Source organism: Brevibacillus brevis (genome assembly GCF_022026395.1).
GTDB lineage: Bacteria > Bacillota > Bacilli > Brevibacillales > Brevibacillaceae > Brevibacillus.
Genome location: NZ_CP041767.1, coordinates 2,036,693 through 2,054,680 on the forward strand (window position 1 = coordinate 2,036,693; position 17,988 = coordinate 2,054,680).

The following is a 17,988-nucleotide window of genomic DNA, read 5'->3' on the forward strand; positions in this document are numbered from 1 at the left end:
GTCTAAGAAACGAAAAGAAACGTGTCGTGCGAATGCTCGAAACGCAAGGAGGAAACACATGATACGCAAAGCGGAACCCACAGATGCAGCTTTTGCTGCGCCCTTAATTTATGATGCCATTGGAGATATCGCGCATACGTTGACAGGTGCGACGGAGGCAGGGGAAGCGATTCGCATGATGGAGGAGTTTTTTGCGAAGGAAAATAACCGACTGAGCTACGAAAACGCGGTGATTGCCATGGATGGAGATGTACCGGTAGGCCTGGCGCTCTTTTATCATGGGAGCCAAACAGAGGTGCTTGATCGTCCCTTCGTTGAGCATGTCCAACGTTTGACTGGCGAGACGATTACGCTTGTAAAAGAAGCAAAGGATGACGAATTTTATTTGGATTCTGTCGCGGTTGATTCCTCATGCAGAGGGAAGGGGATCGGATCACTTCTATTGGATGCTTTTGAAAAAGAAGCAATTCAGCGCGGGCATGACCGAATCGCTTTGCTCGTTGACGAGGAAAAACCGCGTGCGCGCAAGCTGTATGAATCGCTCGGCTATCGTGAGGATGGGACAGTGATCGTAAGCGGCCATAAATTGAGCCATATGGTGAAGGACATTTCGGAAAAGGCGTAAGAAGACCTCTATCGAGGCTTGATACAAGAACCAAAAACGTTTCCCATTGGACATAGAGCTTAAAGTCCGAGGGAAACGTTTTTCGTAAGCTTAACTGCTAAAAGAAGGCACGCTTTGTACTTGGGGTGAGGGCAGGTAAGGTGTGAGATCAAACTTCCAGTCAAATTCACGGATGGGACTGTACTTACCCGTCAGGAGCTTCAAAATATGAGCTTCGGTTGCTTTACTCGTGTTTTTAGACGCGCCTGCTTCATCGTATAGATTGCCACATGCATAGGCAAATAAATACTCTTCCCAACTTGAATAAGCGAGTTGGATTCGCTTGGCTACGTCCAGCATGCCTTCTACGGCATCTGCCTTGGGAAGGTAGGACTGTTGGGCGCCTGCTTTGCAAATAATGAGATACCAGGCATAATCAAACGCGGCAATGCCGGCATGTGGGAGTCTGTTCATGTACGCGTACACGATCAACTGCCGGGCTGACTCCATATCCCCTTTTTTTAAGGACGCGATGTAGTTGGAGCGATTGGCAGCGCTTAGTGCAGATAATACGTGGCGATGCCGATCAAATTCAATTCTTCGCCCATGCTCTAAAAACCAAGTTAAGCGCTCTTTCGTTTTCACGGCGTCCCCCGTATCCCATCTGTTATCAATACGAAGCCGCAAAAACGTATCGCGCAGGCGGTTGTATTCGTGGATGGCCAAATAATAGGCGAGCCGCTTCTGATTTAGGCAAACAGAGGAGAGAGCATGCAAGTAGCGGCTTAACTTTGGGTCGATCTCTTTTTCGTTTTCTGCTTCTTTTGTCATGGAAGTCGTCTCTGCCTCCTTTAGTGGAATGTCAATGCTTTGCGAGTTTTGGGAATCTCACGAATGATGCGGATGTAATACAACATGGAAATCATCGCGAGAATGCCCAGAAGCCATGATCCCGTCCATCCTTTTTCCTCCAAGTCAGGCTTGGCATTGATATACATATCAGTCAAAAGAATCGACTGGTAGGGGTGCTTTCGTTTTTCCAAAGCATTCACAATGACAGGCAACATCTCCCCATCCGGTATCGCCTTCAGCGTGCCTCGTATCGTTATGGATTGCTTGTCATGAATTTCCTTGGCATGGTCGTAGTCCGTAATGACAATGATCGCTTGTTGATCCAGATAACCTATATTTACATAGCCTGTCTCAGAATTTAACAGATCTCGCTCTTCGGCTTTGGCGGCAGGAATGAACTCAGCTTTTGGCTCGGGATGCTTCTCTGTGTCATAGACGCGGAGCAAATTGATATAAGATGCTTTGGTCAATGTAAACTCCACCTGGTAGCCAAGGGGAGTTTGTTTCAACTCATCCATCGTCTTCAATTGGACAGGATTATATTTATTGACTAAGGAGTCAAACATCTGCTCTGAAGTCATCTCCAGCTTCATGGATACGACAGCAAACATAGCGTAATGGAGCAGAAGGAGAAAAATAATCGTCCAAATGTTACGTCTCGTGTAGAGGGCAAAAAATTGCTTGAACCTTGCTACCTTGCCAGGAAGCCCGAGGGCTTTCAACGTTTTTCTTCTAGCGGCTTTGGCTTGCTTGTTCACAGCCGGTTCGGACCTCTTGTTAAACGGAGAATGTATTTGCGTCAGGCATATCTTTGCGTCGATATCGGAGGGATTATGCGAAAGCATCTCCTGAAAAACCACTTGAGCCTTCTCCCATTCGCCCAGCTGAAGATAACCTTTCCCTAGCAAGCTGCGAGCGTCCCAAAGTTCTGGCATGCGAGTGAGGATTTCCTCGCAATCTTTGATCGCATCGGCGGCGTCTCCCTTTTCGAGGAAAAGTCGGGCTCGGCACAAATACGCATCGATGTTATTTGGGTCAAGACGTATCAATTGATCAAAGGTATGAAAGGCTCGATTCTTATTTCCGGTTCGCAAAAAATATTCGCCCTGTAAACGGATCAAATCGGGGTCAAGCGCGTACAGAGCATGTGCTTTTGCCAAATAGTTCTGAGCCGATTCGCAATCATTCTCCATGAGGGCAAATAACGCATCGCTGCGCCATTCTAGAAACGCTTCAATATCCAAATCATCGCGATTCTCAAAAGAGTGGTAACGCAGCGTAAAGGTCTGATTGAGCTGGCCGTTCAGGTATGCGACAAAACGTCCTGAGAGCTGACTTGCGAGCTTTTCCGATTTCTCCCGCCATTGGAAATGGGAATCAAGCAACTTCCACACCTCATGAGGCAAGTGATAGTGTTCTTCTAAAAAGTGGAGAAATCGCGTATCGATGAGTTGATGGCAGCCGACATTCCACATCGCTTCGTCATTCAGCAACTCACGCCAGTTTTCAAGCTGGATACGTTCGTGATAGTTGTCGTACAACATTTGCGTACGGCGGAAAAAACGCTCCACCATATCATAGGGGTTCATGGAGCGTTCGGAATGATCGTAGCTCTCCGTGAAATCGTACCGCTTGGGAATAGGAGTTTCTTCTACAGAGACTACTTCTTGCGTTGTTTCCTCTAAAAACCTGTCAAACAGTGTGAGCCGCTGCGGTGGATCGTAGGTAGGCTGCTCTTCTTCTGCTGGTTTCGAATGCAACAGCTCATATTGTCGTCTCGGCGGCTGGAGGTGAATCGTCTCTTCTTGCGATTCATGATTTTCCTCACTATCCAGCTGTCTTTTTTCAGGTAGGGGCGTTTCTTCGATCCTGCGATTCCGCTTGTCATTGCCCGTGAACTTCAGGGCGAGGTCGTATGCCTCTCGCAATCGCTGAAATCCTTCAGGATCAACTTCCGGATTGTGCACCTTCAACTTTTTGGCATAAGCCTTTTTTATCTGGGCAGGATTGTCCGTCGGTTCAATCCCGAGAATCTCCCAAATCCCCATTAATACTCATTCCACCCTTCAAACATGTCCAGCTGTTGCTTCAATTCTTCTGCTGCTTTGGCAATGTCTCTATCATTTTGGGTGGACAGGACACTTTCAAATCGGCGTAAGCAATTCGCAATGATCATACGGTTTTCGCCCAACGCTTCTTCATACATACGCTCGCCTTTTGCCAGAAGCAATCGATTTTCGGTTCGTTCCCTGGGGTGGATCTTAATGTTTTGGAGGGCTTGAAAACGCTCCTCAATTTCTTTTGGTGAAAGGCTGCCCGGGTTTTTTTCGATGACGGCCTTGGTTTTGACCCCTGTAGATACGACAGTCACTTCGACTTCGAGAATCCCGTTGATATCATATGTATAACGAACATCGATAGACTCCTCGCCCTTTTTGGCAGGGGGAACTTTTACATCCAGTTCGCCAAGTTTGAGGTTATGTTCGACCCGTCGGCTTTCGCCTTGATACACGTCAACGAGAATGGAGCGTTGATAATCGAGAACGGTGTATAACCGTTCTACCCGGCTGACCGGGATTGGCGTATTGCGCTCGATGATCGGAAAGAAGTAGCCATCCTCGTGTTTGCCGTTTGCCATGGTTTGTACAATACCCGTACCGAGTGTGTATGGGCAAACATCTGTTAAAACTAGCTCGTTTAACGCCTCGTTGCGTTCCTTGAGTGCTGCTTGAATCGCTGTTCCCAATGCAACAGCCTCATCGGGATTAATATGGGAATAGGGCAGTCGCCCAAATATTTTGCTTACGATGGACTTGATAAGCGGCATCCGCGTCGCACCACCAATAAGCACGATTGCGTCCAATTCCCGAGGTGAGATGGAGGCGTCTCTCAAAGCGCGCTCGATTGGCTGACGCAGTCGTTGCAGCAGGGGAAACGCGAGATCTTCCAGCTGATTCCGGCTGAGAGTCGATTCAACCAGCTCTCCCTGGATATTGACACTCATTTTCCCTTCTTGGTCCACAAACAAGGCACGCTTGCACAACTCAGCTTGTTTGTGAATGGACGAACGCGCTTTACTGTCCAGCGTGTTGATATCGAGTCGATGGGCTTCTATGAAATAAGAGGCGATCAGATCGGTAAAGTCTTCGCCGCCCAAAAAGTTGTCTCCAGCGATTGATTTTACTTCCATCACACCTTCGAACATTTCCAAAATAGAAACGTCAAACGTTCCGCCACCTAAATCGAATACGAGGAATTGTGTCTCCGATTCCTCCTGATGGAGCCCATATGAGATCGCGGCAGCAGTCGGTTCGCTGATTAAGCGCTCCACTTTTAGTCCAGCAAGCTCTGCTGCTCGCTTGGTTGCTTTGCGTTGTGTGTCGTTGAAATAGGCAGGCACACTGATAACCGCTTCGTGAACGGGATGCCCTAAATGAGCCTCTGCATCCGCCTTCAAAGATTTAATCACAAAGGAGGAAAGATCTTCGGCAGAAAAGGAATATCTCCCCAGTTGGTATCTTTTTTCTGTCCCCATAAACCGTTTGAAGGTAGAAGCTGTTCGATCTGGGTGAGTCAAGAGACGCTCTCTGGCGATTTTTCCAATCAAGATCTCGCCATTCTCATCGACGCTGACAACAGAAGGAGTCAGTGTTTCTCCGAGCGCGTTTGGAATGAGCACGGGTCCATTTTCAGTCCAGTAGGCCACCAGACTGTTCGTCGTGCCCAAATCAATTCCTATGGTGGTCATCAGCTAGGTCCTCATTTCCGAGTTTTTTCTACTAATATCGGCAAAAATAGTTACTTTGTAGATAATTTTACCATGAAAAAAATGGATATAATTGGTGCTTTAGTAGGATATGAAATCGAATTTTAGATAACGAAAATAGATATAGAATTCCTAAGATAGAAAACGACAGACGAGAGAGGTCGTTATGCCAATGCAGCAGCGAATGGAAAAGTGGTTTGAAACGTGGAAGTTACTTATGCATGATATGGAGCGACAAGGTGCTCAGGTTTGGCCGCTCACTATAGAACCACCAGCAAGGCTGGAAGAAATCGAGAGTAGAGAGGAAAGTCTCGGGATCAGATTTCCCGCGACGATCCGGACTATTTTGCTTGCGGGCAGTAGTCAGGTTCAAATAAATTGGTCGTTGCCATCTCGAGCGTTAGACCCTTTTTCGCTGAGTGGGGATTTGGGATGGTCATTGGATGCGTTTGAGTGGCCGTACTTTGGTGGGGACGAAGAGAGTGAGGACGAGAAAAGGTATCTCTGTTTTCACGTCGGCGGGAATGGCGACATGCTGCTCATCGATTTGTCGACAGGCGTGGATGACCCGCCCGTTTATTCCTGGGGGCATGAGACAGACGAATTCCTATTGCTCGGCAAAAGCTTCACAGAGTTCATAGAGCGGGTCACGGAGTTGGGCTGTATTGGGGCAGAGTGCTGGAATTATGAAGCACTCGCCGGTGCAGATGGACTCGATGTCGAGGGACAAGTCGCACAAGAGTGGAAAGAATGGCTGCAAATCTATCGGACGCTAACCTTTGAAGAGGCAGCACAAGATTTCGAAAAGCTAGTCTTGTTTGCCAAAATGCATGGTGCAGGAGATTCGCGTATCCAAGAGGCATTTACTCAGTACGATTGGGAGCCAGTTTTACAAAAATGGGTAACGCAAATCGAGCAGGAAACCTCATCAAGCAATCTGTTACTTTGGTGCCAGCTCATTGTCGAGACAGTAGGCAAGAAGGCAGAGGGCTGGGTGCGCTCGCTATGGAAGTCCGGGCCACATTATGAACGTATAGGCTCAACCTTGCGTGCATATGTAACGGCAGCTTGTTTGCCCGAAGAAGAGGGGTTACAGCGAGTTTTGGCTGAAATGGATGAAGTCGTTGCCAGAAAAGAATGTTTGGTAGGATATGCTGCCAACAGTCATTTGCATCACTTTCGCTCCCGAGAAGTCATTTTATGGATGGAACCGCATGTGGCGTACCCGATTGAAGGCTGGGATGAGCTTTTCGCGGTGTCACGTCCACAATGGGATGATCTGATTCGTTGGCTGGACGGAAATGAAGCACAGCGGCAGATTGCATTAAGTGCTTGGGGCAAAATGCTGACAAGCGGTGAATCGCCTTCCGGTGAGGCGAATTGGGAAGAAATTAATCGGTTGTTGGATGTAGCGTACGAGAAAGCCATTCTGCGCAAGGAAAAGGAGCGTGTAGATCGCATTCGCTCTTCCTTGGAAACAGTAAAGCAGTAGACGAGGGGGGAAATTACAATGAGAAATGTGGTAACGGTATGGGGAACAACCTTGCAGTCTTCTGATGAGCTAGCGGATTTTCTGACTCCGGTTTACGACGAGGACGGGGAAGTGATACCGTCTGGCTTTTTAACAGCATCGGGTCTTGAATGGGTAGACGAGGATTTTTTTGAAGTGCATGAGGTACAGGATGCAGAGGCCAGAGCGGACTTTTTGACGTATTTGGAAAACGAATATGCGATGAATGCAACACTCGACAGAAAAGAATGGCCGAAAAAGCTAACAGAGGAGATTGGCAAGTACCCACATGTCATTTTGCTGTACGGCAATGAATCGAGGTACGGTCCGATTAACGAAAAACTGTTCGAACTCACTGAGGATGGGCAAGAAAAAGACTCACCGCTGGTCCTGCTCGCCAAACTTGTCTTTGAAACAGAGGAGCGGTAAGGAACAGGGAGGAATACATAAGTTAGGGGAGGCAGACATGGCTTACAAATTCGCAGATTTATACGATGCGGCTGAACTGGGAGATATTGAGCTCGTAAAGAAGATCGTCACGCAACAGCCGGAATTGCTGCATGAAAAGGATGAGTATGAGTTTTCCGTACTGCATGGAGCTGTGATGACAGACGATGTCGACCTTATTGCGTACTTGGTGGCACAGGGAGCAGATGTTCATGCGAAAAACGATGAGGGCATTACCCCGTTGCATATTGCACTCTATCCAGAGGTTGCAGAGGCGCTCATCGCCCACGGTGCAGACATACATGCCAGCGCTCATGATGGAAGTACCCCGCTGCACACACAGGTAGCGGATGGAGAGGAGCGTGTGGATGTGGTAGAGTTGCTGCTGGCTAAAGGTGCGAATCCTAACAAAAAGGACATAGAGGGGCAAACACCATACGATATAGCGCGCGAGAGAGAAGACGAAGAGATGATGGCATTATTTGAATAGGGGAAAGGTAAGCGTCCGTTATAATTTCGGACGCTTTCTTTCTTGTTCGAGTGCTGCGACGCGTTTTTCCAGCTCGTCGAAGGCTTTTTGCTTGGTTCCTGTGCGTTTTACGATGAAAATGCAGCAAGCAATGAAAAGGGCTAAAGGCATGAGGAAGACAAAGAGCTGAATGAGTAACGTACCCCATTCGAGCGACACAGCGCCAAAATCTAGCATGGGTGACCACTCCAATAACTTTGGTTTAGATATGCCAATTCGTTTGGATCATTGTACCAAAAAATATAATTTTTAAAAAATATTGTAACGAAAACGATAGGGAGGCTCATATGCCCGACAACATAAAAAACTTAGTTGAATACACAGAGGTGTTCGCCGAAAAATGGTTACATTTTCAACTAAGCCAGAGGGAGATTTACGTCATTTATCTCCCATTGGATAGCGTTTTAATTGTCGATGGTAGACTTAATCAATATGTTAAGCAAGGCGGCTTCACGGGTACCTTGGTATTTGCTCCCAGAAAACAATTCATGTCATGGGAAGATGCCTTTGTAGGTGTTTTTAAAAAGTATGTCCATCATTGGGAGAGTTGGTCTGATTTTTATGGAGATGATTTCTCAAAAGAGGAGATCGTTCATATTTTACATACACATATTTTTCCTCAGTATATAAATCCGAATCAAATGAGACGCATGAACAGTACAGCGTACATGGAAAACTTGAATAAGGAACTGAGAGAAGATGGTGTGTCTGAGGAGTTTATTCAATTTTTACAACCGCAATTAAGTAATCTTGAAATTATTTCGATAAAAGACGATTGGGATGACCATGCGGTTTTTGGAATATCTGACTCGCTCGTGTTCATTTACCTTCGTTTAATCAGCCACTAACCGAGTACGTCTTTGTACAAAGAAGGATTCGCTTATTCACTCGGTTATTTTAGCGTACATGCACATATAGGCGACCGCCCACATAAGGATAGAAGTAAGCTATTCCAGACGTGGAGGTGGCAGCCATGTCCAGCATTATCGCGGCGCTTTCCCTTGTTTTTAAAGAACTTCTTGTTTTTGTGGCTTATGTCAAGAACAATGCCTTCCCGCAACCGCTTCAGGACACCGAAGAAGAAAAGTACCTCCGACTCATGGCCAAAGGCGACCCTTACGCCCGCAACAAGCTGATTGAGCACAATTTGCGTTTGGTGGCGCATATTGTGAAGAAATTCGAGAACACGGGTGAGGACAGTGAAGATCTGATTTCCATCGGTACCATCGGCCTGATCAAAGCAATCGAGAGTTATCAGGTGGATAAGGGCACCAAGCTGGCTACGTATGCTGCGCGTTGTATTGAGAATGAGATAGTAATGTCAAAAGGGTGCATCAAGAGCTTAGCGCAAGAAAAGGGAACCATTAAGATTCCCCAAAAATTGAAAGATATAACGAAGCCCTTCTTCCTACATAGGACGAGCCCCAGGTCCTGATACACCACCAACAACTGGCGCTACTCGAGACATTCCTGTCCAAAGCAAGGTACTGCTTAAAAACGTATTTCTCATACCGATTCTTAACTTCGTTAGACGAAAAGAGACCTATAAAAGCTTTATCAGGGGCATTCCGTTTTAGATAGGATATGAGATTGTCCATAATTCTTGTCCCTATAGGGAAATGTGCATCAGAAAACATTCAATTGAGCTTGAAATTTCACAACCTAGCAATGATTCCAGAAACGCAATTGTCGCTAATTCTTTAACATAGTCGTCACCGTTGATATGGAGCATTTCTAAAACCTCAAATATCATTGGCAACTCAGTTAACATTTGCTGTTGGTAAAGCTCATCTACATGTTGGGCGAAATCTGAGACATCAATATACGGGAGATGCTCTTCGCTATCGTCGTAAGTTTCACTAACAAAATGGAGCCATCTTTCTTTATAGGAAGGACAAGCAGATAAGAATAAATCGATAACCTCATGCTTTTGTATCATTTCAAAAAGTTCACCCCATAAAAGGTATATCGAAATTTTATCACATGGAAAAATCGTTATTTAACATTTTGTTATTAAGTAAAATGGAGGCGGTTATGATGAATTTCAAGATTTTCGGAGTTGGCGAGGACTACACGACATACATCGTTGCACAATCGAAAGAAGAGGCTTTGGAAATGCATAACTCCTACGTCGATGCGGAATGGCACGAAACTATTGATGGTGTGTCAGAGGTTCCTTTCGAAAGAGAAGGATGGTTTGAAGCGGAAGAGGGTTACCAAAACATGACTTTCGGTGAGTTCTTGGGCAAAGATTTTGTTTACACAGAACCAAAGGTCATTTGCTGGAACGAGTAATCAACACAACAGTAATTTAGTAAAAAGAGACCCCTAGGATTTCCTAAGGGTTCGTCGATGGAAACTACTCAATAACTTTAAAAATGAAGCTATAAGATACTTCACCACTTATTCCATCACTTGCTGTAATAGTACCAGTAGTTTGGCCTGCTTTTAATGCGGTGAAGTTAGCATTACCAGTTGAACTGTCAATGGATACTTGAGCAATACTACTGTCACTTAGAGTAATGGAATAAGTTAGAGGATCATCTTCGGGGTCCCTAATATAATCCGAAAACTCGAGTAGTCCATTCGGGAATCTCAAAGTTAATTGGAAAACATCTAGTTGCTTGATAATTATAGGTTTGTGATTGCTATTCTCGACTTATACCCTTCTCTTTCTGAGGGTTTTCGTTCGAGCCTACACCGTGCGGGCGACTTTCATCGCACACGGCGTTCCATCAACGGAAAAAGGTGAAAAATTACAACGGGCTTTATCAGTATATAACATTACTGAACAAAAGTTTAACAAATTTACAAAACACACGATTTGATAAAAAAGAGATTCTAAATGCCGTAGTCCCGACACAAAAAATACCCCCGGGATATCCCGAGGGCCGTTGATGGCTGTCTAAAATTCGCTACTGAATGGCGTTTCATAAGTAATATTTCCACTCATATCTTTTACAGCACCTGAAACAAATTTGACTTTATAAGTAAATCCAGTGTGCCATGTTTCAGGGTTATAACCCATGTAAATTTTAAGAACAGGGTTTTCGGGGTTGCTAGTATCCCATTCAATACTTTGATTAATCGCAGGATTTCTGAGATTCGCTCCATTTTGATTGCTAATGTGGGTGATTAACTGATTGATATCATTGATCGTTAAAGTATCATCTGATAATTCTTCATTGAAGCTAATCAGTAAAATGCTCGCATTCAAAAGAGTAATTGTCCCAACTGCTGGCGTTTCATCAATGCTATTCTCGACTTATACCCTTCTATTTTTGTGGGATTTCGTTCGAGCCTACACCGTACAGGCGCCTTTCAGCGCATACGGCGTTCCATCAACAGATAAGAAAGCGTGTTTTACAACGGGCACATATAACATACGCCATTCTATCTATATCTGTCTGCTAACTAAAGTTATAACTTTTGGTGGATTTGTTATAAACGAGCTGAGCTTAACAAAACATTAATTGTGAGAAGGACGGTCAATATGAATCCTGAGGCTTTCGCTAATGAAACAGTCAAGATGAGAAAAGAAATAACCATCTATATGCAAGCTTATAGACAGTTATTTCATAAATTGGAGGACCTTAATTTATCTGAAAGGCAGTTAGTTTAGGACGTTACATCTTATTTAATATGATGTGTATCCATTTACATTAACGTTTCTAGACTCGGAGACTGCGTTTTCAATGTATAAGAAGATGGGCTCATCTTTTGTTCCTTTTGGAACATCGGTAAATGTGATTGTATAATTCTCATCTTCATATCTTTCAGGAACATGATGCTTTGTAGACGCTTTTGTGCCACTGTGATTTCTAAATTGATAAGTGAGTTTAGGTTTATCGGAGGAAAATGGATAGTACTGGACAACAGTGAGAGGTACAGTTCCATAAGTACTAATTGGGAGAGGACCAGCGATAAGCCTAGTATGAAAAGAACCATGGTAGCTAATATTTCTGCCATCTGTATCCGATGGTTTTATTAATGCCTTATTTGCAGGCACCTCTTGGGGGGTGGCTGGAGACACTGCAGAAGCTCCACTAACAATAGAAAATGCAGATACAATTGAAGTTAAAGCCAAGCTAAAAGCGATTCGTTTAAAAGCTTTCATCAATAACACTCCTATCTTGAAATATTTGGAAATAAACACAAGGACAGCATAATGCAAGTCGAAGAAAATATCAACAAAAATTACTTATATTGGTAATTTTTAGATAAGAAACCTTTGTGTGACTCTTTTTCATCGAGGGGAAGTTTAAAAACCAAGAGGAGGGAATCGAAATATCGATACAGGCTGTTGCTACATGGGACAAGGCATCATTTAACAAAAGAGAAAAAGTGATTCCATTCAGAATCACTCGGCAAACACTAATGGGACATTCATCTGAGTAGCAAGCTGCATGAACTTCCCCAATTCAACTGGGTTACGAGAGATTCGCTCAGCACTGTGACAGATTACCTTGTTTACCACCCCAGCCTCTATGTCCGTAAGCAATTGAGACAGGCCAGGACGATCAGAGTCAATGGTTTTAACGTCGATTTCTATGTAAACCTTATGAGCTACATTTTTGACATGTGGCATGCAGGACTCCATTTGTTTTTCGGTCTTTCTATAATCGTTGAAGGCAGTGCGGATAAAAACAGCAACCATTATGATCACCTCAAAAAATAAAATCATATAGCAAATCTATCATGAGAGTGTTGGGGTTTACAAACCATTCCAAGGCGAAAGCAGGTGTGTGATGAGCAAAGGTTTTGATCTTATATCAGATGTACATCTTGATTTTTGGGTTAAAGTTGAAAATCCGCCGCACAAGATGATTCCACAAATTAAGAATTTCATAAAAGCAATTTTGCCTGAAACGAATCATAATGTGCTTGTTATTGCTGGTGACCTGGGTCATTACAATTGGCAAAACAAAATACTGATTGAAGAGTTGAAACAGATATATGAGCACATTCTGATAGTTGCAGGAAACCATGATTACTATTTGGTTAGTGCAAATCAAGAAAAGCAGTACCGAGGAAAATCTCTTAATCGTGTTATCGAGATGAAAGAAACATGCAGCTCGCTTACCAATGTGCACTTTCTTGATGGCGACATAGTAGAAATCGATGGCATTAACTATGGTGGAGTTGGAATGTGGTATGACTTCTCATATGGGATTAAAGAGCTTGGATATTCAAAGGAGGCCCTGTATTCAAAATGGTGGGAAATAATGAACGATTCCAGACTGATCAAGGGTTTGTTGGACAAGCCATTTACATTCGCTGACGAAGAGAAGAAGAAACTTGACGGTATCATTGAGTCATCAGATGTAATCATTACACATGTTGGTGGCGATTGGAGCAAGGCCGACCATGATCTGGTCAATTCATTTTATTACTTTGACGGAAGTTCTTATTTTTCTAAACTCAAAGGCAAGGTATGGTGCTTTGGGCATACTCACCAACGGTATGATTATGAATCGAATGGATGTCGTTTTGTAAATGCTGCACTTGGTTATCCCGGTGAAGGTAAAAGACGTAGCGCCGTGCATATTCAAGTGTAAAGATAGAAGTGCGTGCTATATAGAAAAATGACAAAAAAATAGCCCCCAGCAGGGAGCCCGTATATATGTTCGGCAAAAACATTATAACATGGGCTGCCACGAGGGGGAATTGGAAAGATGAACGCACAATTAGATTTGTTCGTTAATGCTGAAGACAAAGAGAAAGCACGTGAGATATTAAAAGCCTACCCATCGATGAAAGCTGCCGTGGAGATTTACACTGTTGAGAAGTATTTCCCTGAGCAATACGACTTCACGGAAATAGATATAGCAAATATCGAGGGAAATGGTACATGGTACGAGAGGGGATATTCACGGCCGTGGTGCTCGACGAGATGTTGTCGGTAACACGATAGCGTTTAGAAAGGTACCTCCAGAAAAACGAATTCAGGAGGAACTTTTAAAGGATATATCACCTCTTGGTGGCAGCATATCAACTTTTTGGGTGAATACCAATATTATACGTTGCATTATGCTACATTATGATGGAGCTGACCTTAGAGGATTTACTCTTATGGAGCGTAAAGCTGTCTTGGACCGTGCGGTTGCGGACACTCTAACCATAAGAAAATGGCGTACATTGACGGCCGAGGCAAAGACTTATGGGACGCAATTGTTGCAAAATCAATCATCACAGGCGAGGATCGGGAGAATGTTTACATTCAGCCGCAGATAAAACGAGTGTTAAAATGCGAAACTGGACAAAGAGTGGCATGCTACGAAGAGCGTCAATAAATGTAAGAGGCACCTACCTGTTATATAGGAGGTGCCTCTTCGTGTTATTTACTATATTCCATAACTTCAAAGGATTGAATTTTGCTGAATGCTACATAATCTTTGCGAGCGGTAAATGGTCCTTTGTTAAAGTCCTTATCGAACATATATGTTTCTTTGCCACGTCCATCTGCACGGCCATTGTACCAGTCGATGAAGTCCTGTACTTCGGATGCAGTTAGCTCATATTCTTTCTCAAGACCACTGATCATTTTAATTACAAGTAGTGCATTATCACCAGTTGGAGTTGGTTCTGGATCAGGATCTGGATCAGGCGTATTTTCTATTTTATCGAGTAACTCAATCTCTTGAATATCGAGTGAATTATTCTCTCGACTAGACGTTACATTCAATCTGTAGTAACGATACGATGAAGAGTTGGAAAATGCAAAACTCTTTTTTTGTGATGATGCAAATACTACGTCTGTTTGAGTGTCTAAGATAACCCAATCTGTATCATTATTACTTCCTTCAATAGTCCATGCCTTTGGAGCTGTAGTGTGACCAAAAGCAGTTATAGTGTACGCCTGAACCCGTTTCTCATTATTTTCACCAAAATCTACAGATATCCAACCAGCTCCACCAGTTCCCATGGGGCCATTTGCCCAATATGTTGTTGATCCAAATTTGGTTTGATCATCAAATACTTTATAAGGTGGCCGAAGTTCATGATCTTGAGAAGATGCATTAATTACTAACGGAGAAGGACTAGTGTTAGAAGTCATTGTTGGAACTAAATCATTGGTAAACTGATCTTCTGCTAAACTAATATTTTGCCCAGAAAATAAAATGGTGGTGATTAGACCAATACTTACAAAAAGCTTACTGTACTTCTTCTTTACAAAAATCATAAAAACCTCCTTGAACTGTTAAAAATGGATAATTCCACATAGAAATATATTACATATCGATGATTCGAGCAAAACAGTAAAAGGAATAAATTCAAATCAAAGGAACAGTAAGCAGAATTGTTCATATAGAGTTCAAAAAATAGCTAACCCGTCCCTTTTTTAAGGAGACGGGTTTTTCACGTTTCCTCACTACTTTTGACAAGCCGTTCGCGCATATCTTCTCGACAGGAGGGGATGAACGGTGCATGTAAAGATTATACCGGGAAGTTCTACTGACAGTATACGTTCCGCCTGTTACCACTATTTATTAGGAAAATACAGGAGGGAGAAGCCGTATGATCGGAATATATGCCAGGGTGAGTACAGAGGAGCAGGCCAAGAGCGGATTCAGCCTCGACGATCAGTTAAGAGAATGCAGGAAGAAGGCAGCGACGAGTGAAGTTGCCGAGTACATAGATGATGTATCAGGCGAGTTCCTAGATCGTCCGGCTCTCTCAAGGCTTAGACAAGATGTGAAGGACGGGGTCATTACAAAAATTGTCTGCCTGGACCCTGACCGTTTATCGCGTAAGCTAATGAACCAGTTGCTTATAACAGATGAATTTGATAAACGTGGTGTAGAGCTTGTGTTCGTAAATGGCGAATATGCAAAAACGCCTGAAGGTCAACTCTTTTACAGCATGCGTGGAGCGATTGCTGAATTTGAGAAGGCAAAAATTAATGAGCGTATGAGTCGTGGAAGAAGAGAAAAGGCAAGACAGGGCCGCGTTCTACGTGACTTTCAAATATATGGGTACAGTTATGATTCAGAGAAGGAACAGATAGTCATAAATGAAGCTGAGGCAGCAGTAGTGCGACTTGTATTTGATCTGTTTACTCAGCCAAATGATCTTGTTGAAGGGATAAATGGAATAGCCGTTTACTTGACCAGCAAGGGGGTTCCTACAAAGCGTGGGGCGAGTGTATGGCATCGACAAGTGGTACGTCAGATGCTCATGAATGAGGCATATGTGGGGAGATTTTATCAGAATAAATGGAATACAGAAGGGATGCTCGGCAACCAGTTTCGGCAACCGGATGAGAAAGTCCGTATGAAAATGCGTCCAAAAGAAGAATGGATATTACTGCCCTGCCCATCCATTATTGATGAAATGAAGTTTGAACATGCTCAACGACTACTAAAGGAATCCAGAAGAAGATGGGCGGGCCGGAGCTTTAACGAGTACCTCTTAAGCGGCCTAGTACGTTGCGGGACTTGTGGAAATACGATGCCAGGAAGAAAAGCGAAAAACTGGAGCCAGCATGTATTTGAGTATACCGACGTTAAGAATACAGCAGGAGCAAAAAATAAGGGATGCGGTCGCCGTGTCAGATGTGAGCAATTGGACAATCAGGTTTGGGAAACAGTTGCGTCTTGGTTGAATAATCCTGATGAGATTGCCGTGGCAGTGGAAGATAAAGTGGAAACTCCATTCGAGCAAGTGGAGATGGAACGCTTGCAAAAGGAACTCGAAAAAACAAAAGCGGGTCGCAAGAGATTGCTTAAACTGTTTGCTTCCGGCGAAGAAGATATTGGTGAAGAAGATATTCGCCAAGAGTTGAAAGAACTGAAGGAGAAAGAAGATAAACTGAATCAGCGTTTAAGTGAGTTGAAGGAACAAACGAAGCTGCAAACTAATTATGAGTATAGCCGCAACTTGATCCAGGAAGCTGCTGAATATTATTTATCGAAGGCACAGGATGAGCTAACCTTTGAGGATAAAAAAGAGCTAATCCGTCACGTGGTGAGGGAAGTACGAGTTTTTGAAGAGAGCGTGGAGATATACACGTTCTAAGTCCGTTTATGCTCCTCTTTTGACATTTAGATTGAAATCCTCATGCATCTGAGAAGTTTGAAAAAAACCAAAAAAGATGTTTCCTTGCACGACCCAATCGGGACGGATAAAGAAGGCAATGAAATCACCTTAATCGACGTCCTTGGCACAGAAACCGACGAAGTGGTCGACGCTGTGCAGCTCAAGTTAGAGTCCAGTAAAATTTATCAGCACATACACATCCTCGATGAGCGCGAAAAAGAGGTGATCATCGGCAGGTTTGGGCTGGATCAGGACAAAGAAAAGACACAGCGTGAAATTGCACGTGAGCTGGGCATATCTCGTTCGTATGTATCCCGTATCGAAAAGCGAGCGTTGATGAAGTTGTTTAATGAGTTTTATCGAACGAAACAGCCGCAGGGAAGATAAAAGGTAAGGGAATAAAGGAGAATCATTTGGGGAAATCACCCGTAAGAGAGGCATTCTTTCAGCCAGCCATCTTACGGGTGATTGCTGTGCGAATAGCTCAAGTATGATTGTATCCGCATAGAGTTTTTCAAGAGGAACGATAGCTATCCTTCCCATTTATGGTTTTTTGTCCGATGTAAAGAGCTTGATATCTAATACATTTGCATGAAGGAACGAAATGAAATAACTGTAAGGCAAGACAGCTCCCAAAATTGCCAGTAACAAATATAGGTTTTTCATTCTTTACTTCCCCCTTTTTGGGAGATACCGTCTATTCCTTATCAATGGCGTACCTGAGCAAATCTGTGACCTTAACGAGAGGGGGACATTTTGAGCCTGAAGGCACAAGTTGCGACGAGCGTAGCAGGGAACCATGCAATTATTTCTTTTTTGCATTGTCTTACAGTGGTTTTCAATTTTCGGGAATCTCTCTCGGAACTTGGAACTTGGAAAATCGCGAATTAATCTGCTGGGATTTACCGGACAAGGAACTACATGCGAGGCCTACGGCTCCGGCCACTCGCCCCTTCTTCAGTATCTCTCATATTCGTATACGTCAATTCTGTCTCAAGTGTGCCGAATTACCTGCTGCATCACCTCTACAGCCTGTGACCGCAGTAGGCGTAAGGATTATCTTGCGGCGGAGGCCTCTGCCGCAAGAGTGGAGTTTTTGATATAGACAAGCGCCTGCCATTACCTCAGAATGGAAGTATAGGGGGTGATATTTTGCCAGAAGTTTATCTTGGAATGTCAATACCTGAAATTGTTGTTAGTTCGAAAATTATTCTTCCAAGTATCGCAGGGGTTTTTGTCAC

At 43.8% G+C, this 17,988-nt stretch carries 20 protein-coding genes and 1 pseudogene; 11 read left to right on the plus strand and 10 right to left on the minus strand.

From position 1 onward, the window contains the following. Positions 1–58 precede the first annotated feature (58 nt). Positions 59–625 (plus strand): GNAT family N-acetyltransferase, encoded by a 567-nt coding sequence (locus FO446_RS10015; RefSeq protein WP_173608426.1) that lies wholly within the window; start codon positions 59–61, stop codon positions 623–625. A gap of 90 nt (positions 626–715) precedes the next feature. Here the strand turns inward: FO446_RS10015 and FO446_RS10020 are convergent, their stop codons facing one another. Genes FO446_RS10020 through FO446_RS10030 form a run of 3 tightly spaced genes read right to left on the minus strand, consistent with a single transcriptional unit; the run spans position 716 to position 5,204 of the window. Then, positions 716–1,435: a DUF1266 domain-containing protein gene (locus FO446_RS10020; protein WP_173608425.1), complete on the minus strand. Its 720-nt coding sequence runs from the start codon at positions 1,433–1,435 to the stop codon at positions 716–718. Positions 1,436–1,455: 20 nt separating this feature from the next. Continuing rightward, a complete protein-coding gene (locus tag FO446_RS10025) occupies positions 1,456–3,504 on the minus strand; it encodes a J domain-containing protein (RefSeq protein WP_237900534.1) in 2,049 nt (682 codons plus the stop codon). Further along, positions 3,504–5,204 carry a molecular chaperone HscC gene (locus tag FO446_RS10030; protein ID WP_173608423.1) on the minus strand — a complete coding sequence of 567 codons (1,701 nt, stop codon included), beginning with the start codon at positions 5,202–5,204 and terminating at the stop codon, positions 3,504–3,506. Before FO446_RS10030 ends, FO446_RS10025 begins: the two co-directional genes overlap by 1 nt. A gap of 184 nt (positions 5,205–5,388) precedes the next feature. On the opposite strand from FO446_RS10030, the gene FO446_RS10035 reads away from it, so the two are divergent. From FO446_RS10035 to FO446_RS10045, 3 genes are read left to right on the plus strand one after another with little or no spacing between them, the layout of a single operon-like run. Continuing rightward, a complete protein-coding gene (locus FO446_RS10035) occupies positions 5,389–6,714 on the plus strand; it encodes an SMI1/KNR4 family protein (protein WP_173608422.1) in 1,326 nt (441 codons plus the stop codon). A gap of 18 nt (positions 6,715–6,732) precedes the next feature. Then, positions 6,733–7,161 (plus strand): immunity 22 family protein, encoded by a 429-nt coding sequence (locus FO446_RS10040; RefSeq protein WP_173608421.1) that lies wholly within the window; start codon positions 6,733–6,735, stop codon positions 7,159–7,161. A 37-nt stretch (positions 7,162–7,198) separates the two neighbouring features. Beyond that, entirely contained in the window at positions 7,199–7,669 is a 471-nt protein-coding gene (locus tag FO446_RS10045) for an ankyrin repeat domain-containing protein (protein WP_173608420.1), read from the plus strand. Between the two features lie 18 nt (positions 7,670–7,687). Here FO446_RS10045 and FO446_RS10050 read toward each other — a convergent pair whose 3' ends face one another. Beyond that, positions 7,688–7,885 (minus strand): hypothetical protein, encoded by a 198-nt coding sequence (locus FO446_RS10050; RefSeq protein ID WP_232774090.1) that lies wholly within the window; start codon positions 7,883–7,885, stop codon positions 7,688–7,690. A gap of 110 nt (positions 7,886–7,995) precedes the next feature. Here FO446_RS10050 and FO446_RS10055 point away from each other — a divergent pair, with 110 nt between their 5' ends. Both FO446_RS10055 and FO446_RS10060 read left to right on the plus strand, forming a co-directional pair. Then, the gene (locus FO446_RS10055; RefSeq protein ID WP_237900536.1) at positions 7,996–8,556 is read left to right on the plus strand and encodes a hypothetical protein; all 561 of its coding nucleotides are present in this window, start codon (positions 7,996–7,998) and stop codon (positions 8,554–8,556) included. A 125-nt stretch (positions 8,557–8,681) separates the two neighbouring features. Continuing rightward, a complete protein-coding gene (locus tag FO446_RS10060) occupies positions 8,682–9,143 on the plus strand; it encodes a sigma-70 family RNA polymerase sigma factor (protein WP_229088001.1) in 462 nt (153 codons plus the stop codon). A gap of 174 nt (positions 9,144–9,317) precedes the next feature. Here the strand turns inward: FO446_RS10060 and FO446_RS10065 are convergent, their stop codons facing one another. Continuing rightward, positions 9,318–9,647 (minus strand): DUF7674 family protein, encoded by a 330-nt coding sequence (locus FO446_RS10065; protein ID WP_237900537.1) that lies wholly within the window; start codon positions 9,645–9,647, stop codon positions 9,318–9,320. A gap of 95 nt (positions 9,648–9,742) precedes the next feature. Between FO446_RS10065 and FO446_RS10070 the strand changes: the two genes are divergently transcribed. Further along, a complete protein-coding gene (locus FO446_RS10070; RefSeq protein ID WP_232774842.1) occupies positions 9,743–10,003 on the plus strand; it encodes a hypothetical protein in 261 nt (86 codons plus the stop codon). Positions 10,004–10,613: 610 nt separating this feature from the next. Here the strand turns inward: FO446_RS10070 and FO446_RS10075 are convergent. From FO446_RS10075 to FO446_RS10085, 3 genes are all read right to left on the minus strand, one after another. Beyond that, positions 10,614–10,925 carry a hypothetical protein gene (locus FO446_RS10075; RefSeq protein ID WP_237900539.1) on the minus strand — a complete coding sequence of 104 codons (312 nt, stop codon included), beginning with the start codon at positions 10,923–10,925 and terminating at the stop codon, positions 10,614–10,616. Between the two features lie 420 nt (positions 10,926–11,345). Further along, complete coding sequence (locus FO446_RS10080) at positions 11,346–11,825, minus strand: hypothetical protein (RefSeq protein ID WP_232774840.1); 480 nt, start codon at positions 11,823–11,825, stop codon at positions 11,346–11,348. 243 nt (positions 11,826–12,068) lie between these two features. Further along, positions 12,069–12,392 (minus strand): recombinase family protein, encoded by a 324-nt coding sequence (locus tag FO446_RS10085; RefSeq protein WP_330873247.1) that lies wholly within the window; start codon positions 12,390–12,392, stop codon positions 12,069–12,071. Between the two features lie 64 nt (positions 12,393–12,456). On the opposite strand from FO446_RS10085, the gene FO446_RS10090 reads away from it, so the two are divergent. Further along, the gene (locus FO446_RS10090) at positions 12,457–13,266 is read left to right on the plus strand and encodes a metallophosphoesterase family protein (RefSeq protein ID WP_237900541.1); all 810 of its coding nucleotides are present in this window, start codon (positions 12,457–12,459) and stop codon (positions 13,264–13,266) included. 117 nt (positions 13,267–13,383) lie between these two features. Next, positions 13,384–13,614, plus strand: a complete 231-nt coding sequence (locus tag FO446_RS10095) for a hypothetical protein (protein WP_237900543.1) — start codon at positions 13,384–13,386, stop codon at positions 13,612–13,614. Positions 13,615–14,045: 431 nt separating this feature from the next. Here the strand turns inward: FO446_RS10095 and FO446_RS10100 are convergent, their stop codons facing one another. After that, a complete protein-coding gene (locus FO446_RS10100; RefSeq protein ID WP_232774835.1) occupies positions 14,046–14,891 on the minus strand; it encodes a discoidin domain-containing protein in 846 nt (281 codons plus the stop codon). Positions 14,892–15,226: 335 nt separating this feature from the next. Here FO446_RS10100 and FO446_RS10105 point away from each other — a divergent pair, with 335 nt between their 5' ends. After that, positions 15,227–16,726: a recombinase family protein gene (locus FO446_RS10105; RefSeq protein WP_237900545.1), complete on the plus strand. Its 1,500-nt coding sequence runs from the start codon at positions 15,227–15,229 to the stop codon at positions 16,724–16,726. 33 nt (positions 16,727–16,759) lie between these two features. Further along, positions 16,760–17,134, plus strand: a pseudogene (locus FO446_RS10110) (sigma-70 family RNA polymerase sigma factor); the annotation flags it as partial. 156 nt (positions 17,135–17,290) lie between these two features. Here FO446_RS10110 and FO446_RS10115 read toward each other — a convergent pair. Next, positions 17,291–17,413 carry a DUF2834 domain-containing protein gene (locus tag FO446_RS10115; RefSeq protein WP_232774189.1) on the minus strand — a complete coding sequence of 41 codons (123 nt, stop codon included), beginning with the start codon at positions 17,411–17,413 and terminating at the stop codon, positions 17,291–17,293. Between the last annotated feature and the right edge of the window lie 575 nt (positions 17,414–17,988).

Coding starts and splice junctions, on each gene's coding strand:
- FO446_RS10020 (WP_173608425.1), bottom strand. CDS start 1,435: ATGACAAAAGAAGCAGAAAACGAAAAAGAGATCGACCCAAAGTTAAGC.
- FO446_RS10090 (WP_237900541.1), top strand. CDS start 12,457: ATGAGCAAAGGTTTTGATCTTATATCAGATGTACATCTTGATTTTTGG.
- FO446_RS10095 (WP_237900543.1), top strand. CDS start 13,384: ATGAACGCACAATTAGATTTGTTCGTTAATGCTGAAGACAAAGAGAAA.
- FO446_RS10015 (WP_173608426.1), top strand. CDS start 59: ATGATACGCAAAGCGGAACCCACAGATGCAGCTTTTGCTGCGCCCTTA.
- FO446_RS10060 (WP_229088001.1), top strand. CDS start 8,682: ATGTCCAGCATTATCGCGGCGCTTTCCCTTGTTTTTAAAGAACTTCTT.
- FO446_RS10080 (WP_232774840.1), bottom strand. CDS start 11,825: ATGAAAGCTTTTAAACGAATCGCTTTTAGCTTGGCTTTAACTTCAATT.
- FO446_RS10065 (WP_237900537.1), bottom strand. CDS start 9,647: ATGATACAAAAGCATGAGGTTATCGATTTATTCTTATCTGCTTGTCCT.
- FO446_RS10105 (WP_237900545.1), top strand. CDS start 15,227: ATGATCGGAATATATGCCAGGGTGAGTACAGAGGAGCAGGCCAAGAGC.
- FO446_RS10055 (WP_237900536.1), top strand. CDS start 7,996: ATGCCCGACAACATAAAAAACTTAGTTGAATACACAGAGGTGTTCGCC.
- FO446_RS10115 (WP_232774189.1), bottom strand. CDS start 17,413: ATGAAAAACCTATATTTGTTACTGGCAATTTTGGGAGCTGTCTTGCCT.
- FO446_RS10085 (WP_330873247.1), bottom strand. CDS start 12,392: ATGATTTTATTTTTTGAGGTGATCATAATGGTTGCTGTTTTTATCCGC.
- FO446_RS10025 (WP_237900534.1), bottom strand. CDS start 3,504: ATGGGGATTTGGGAGATTCTCGGGATTGAACCGACGGACAATCCTGCC.
- FO446_RS10030 (WP_173608423.1), bottom strand. CDS start 5,204: ATGACCACCATAGGAATTGATTTGGGCACGACGAACAGTCTGGTGGCC.
- FO446_RS10035 (WP_173608422.1), top strand. CDS start 5,389: ATGCCAATGCAGCAGCGAATGGAAAAGTGGTTTGAAACGTGGAAGTTA.
- FO446_RS10040 (WP_173608421.1), top strand. CDS start 6,733: ATGAGAAATGTGGTAACGGTATGGGGAACAACCTTGCAGTCTTCTGAT.
- FO446_RS10070 (WP_232774842.1), top strand. CDS start 9,743: ATGATGAATTTCAAGATTTTCGGAGTTGGCGAGGACTACACGACATAC.
- FO446_RS10045 (WP_173608420.1), top strand. CDS start 7,199: ATGGCTTACAAATTCGCAGATTTATACGATGCGGCTGAACTGGGAGAT.
- FO446_RS10050 (WP_232774090.1), bottom strand. CDS start 7,885: ATGCTAGATTTTGGCGCTGTGTCGCTCGAATGGGGTACGTTACTCATT.
- FO446_RS10100 (WP_232774835.1), bottom strand. CDS start 14,891: ATGATTTTTGTAAAGAAGAAGTACAGTAAGCTTTTTGTAAGTATTGGT.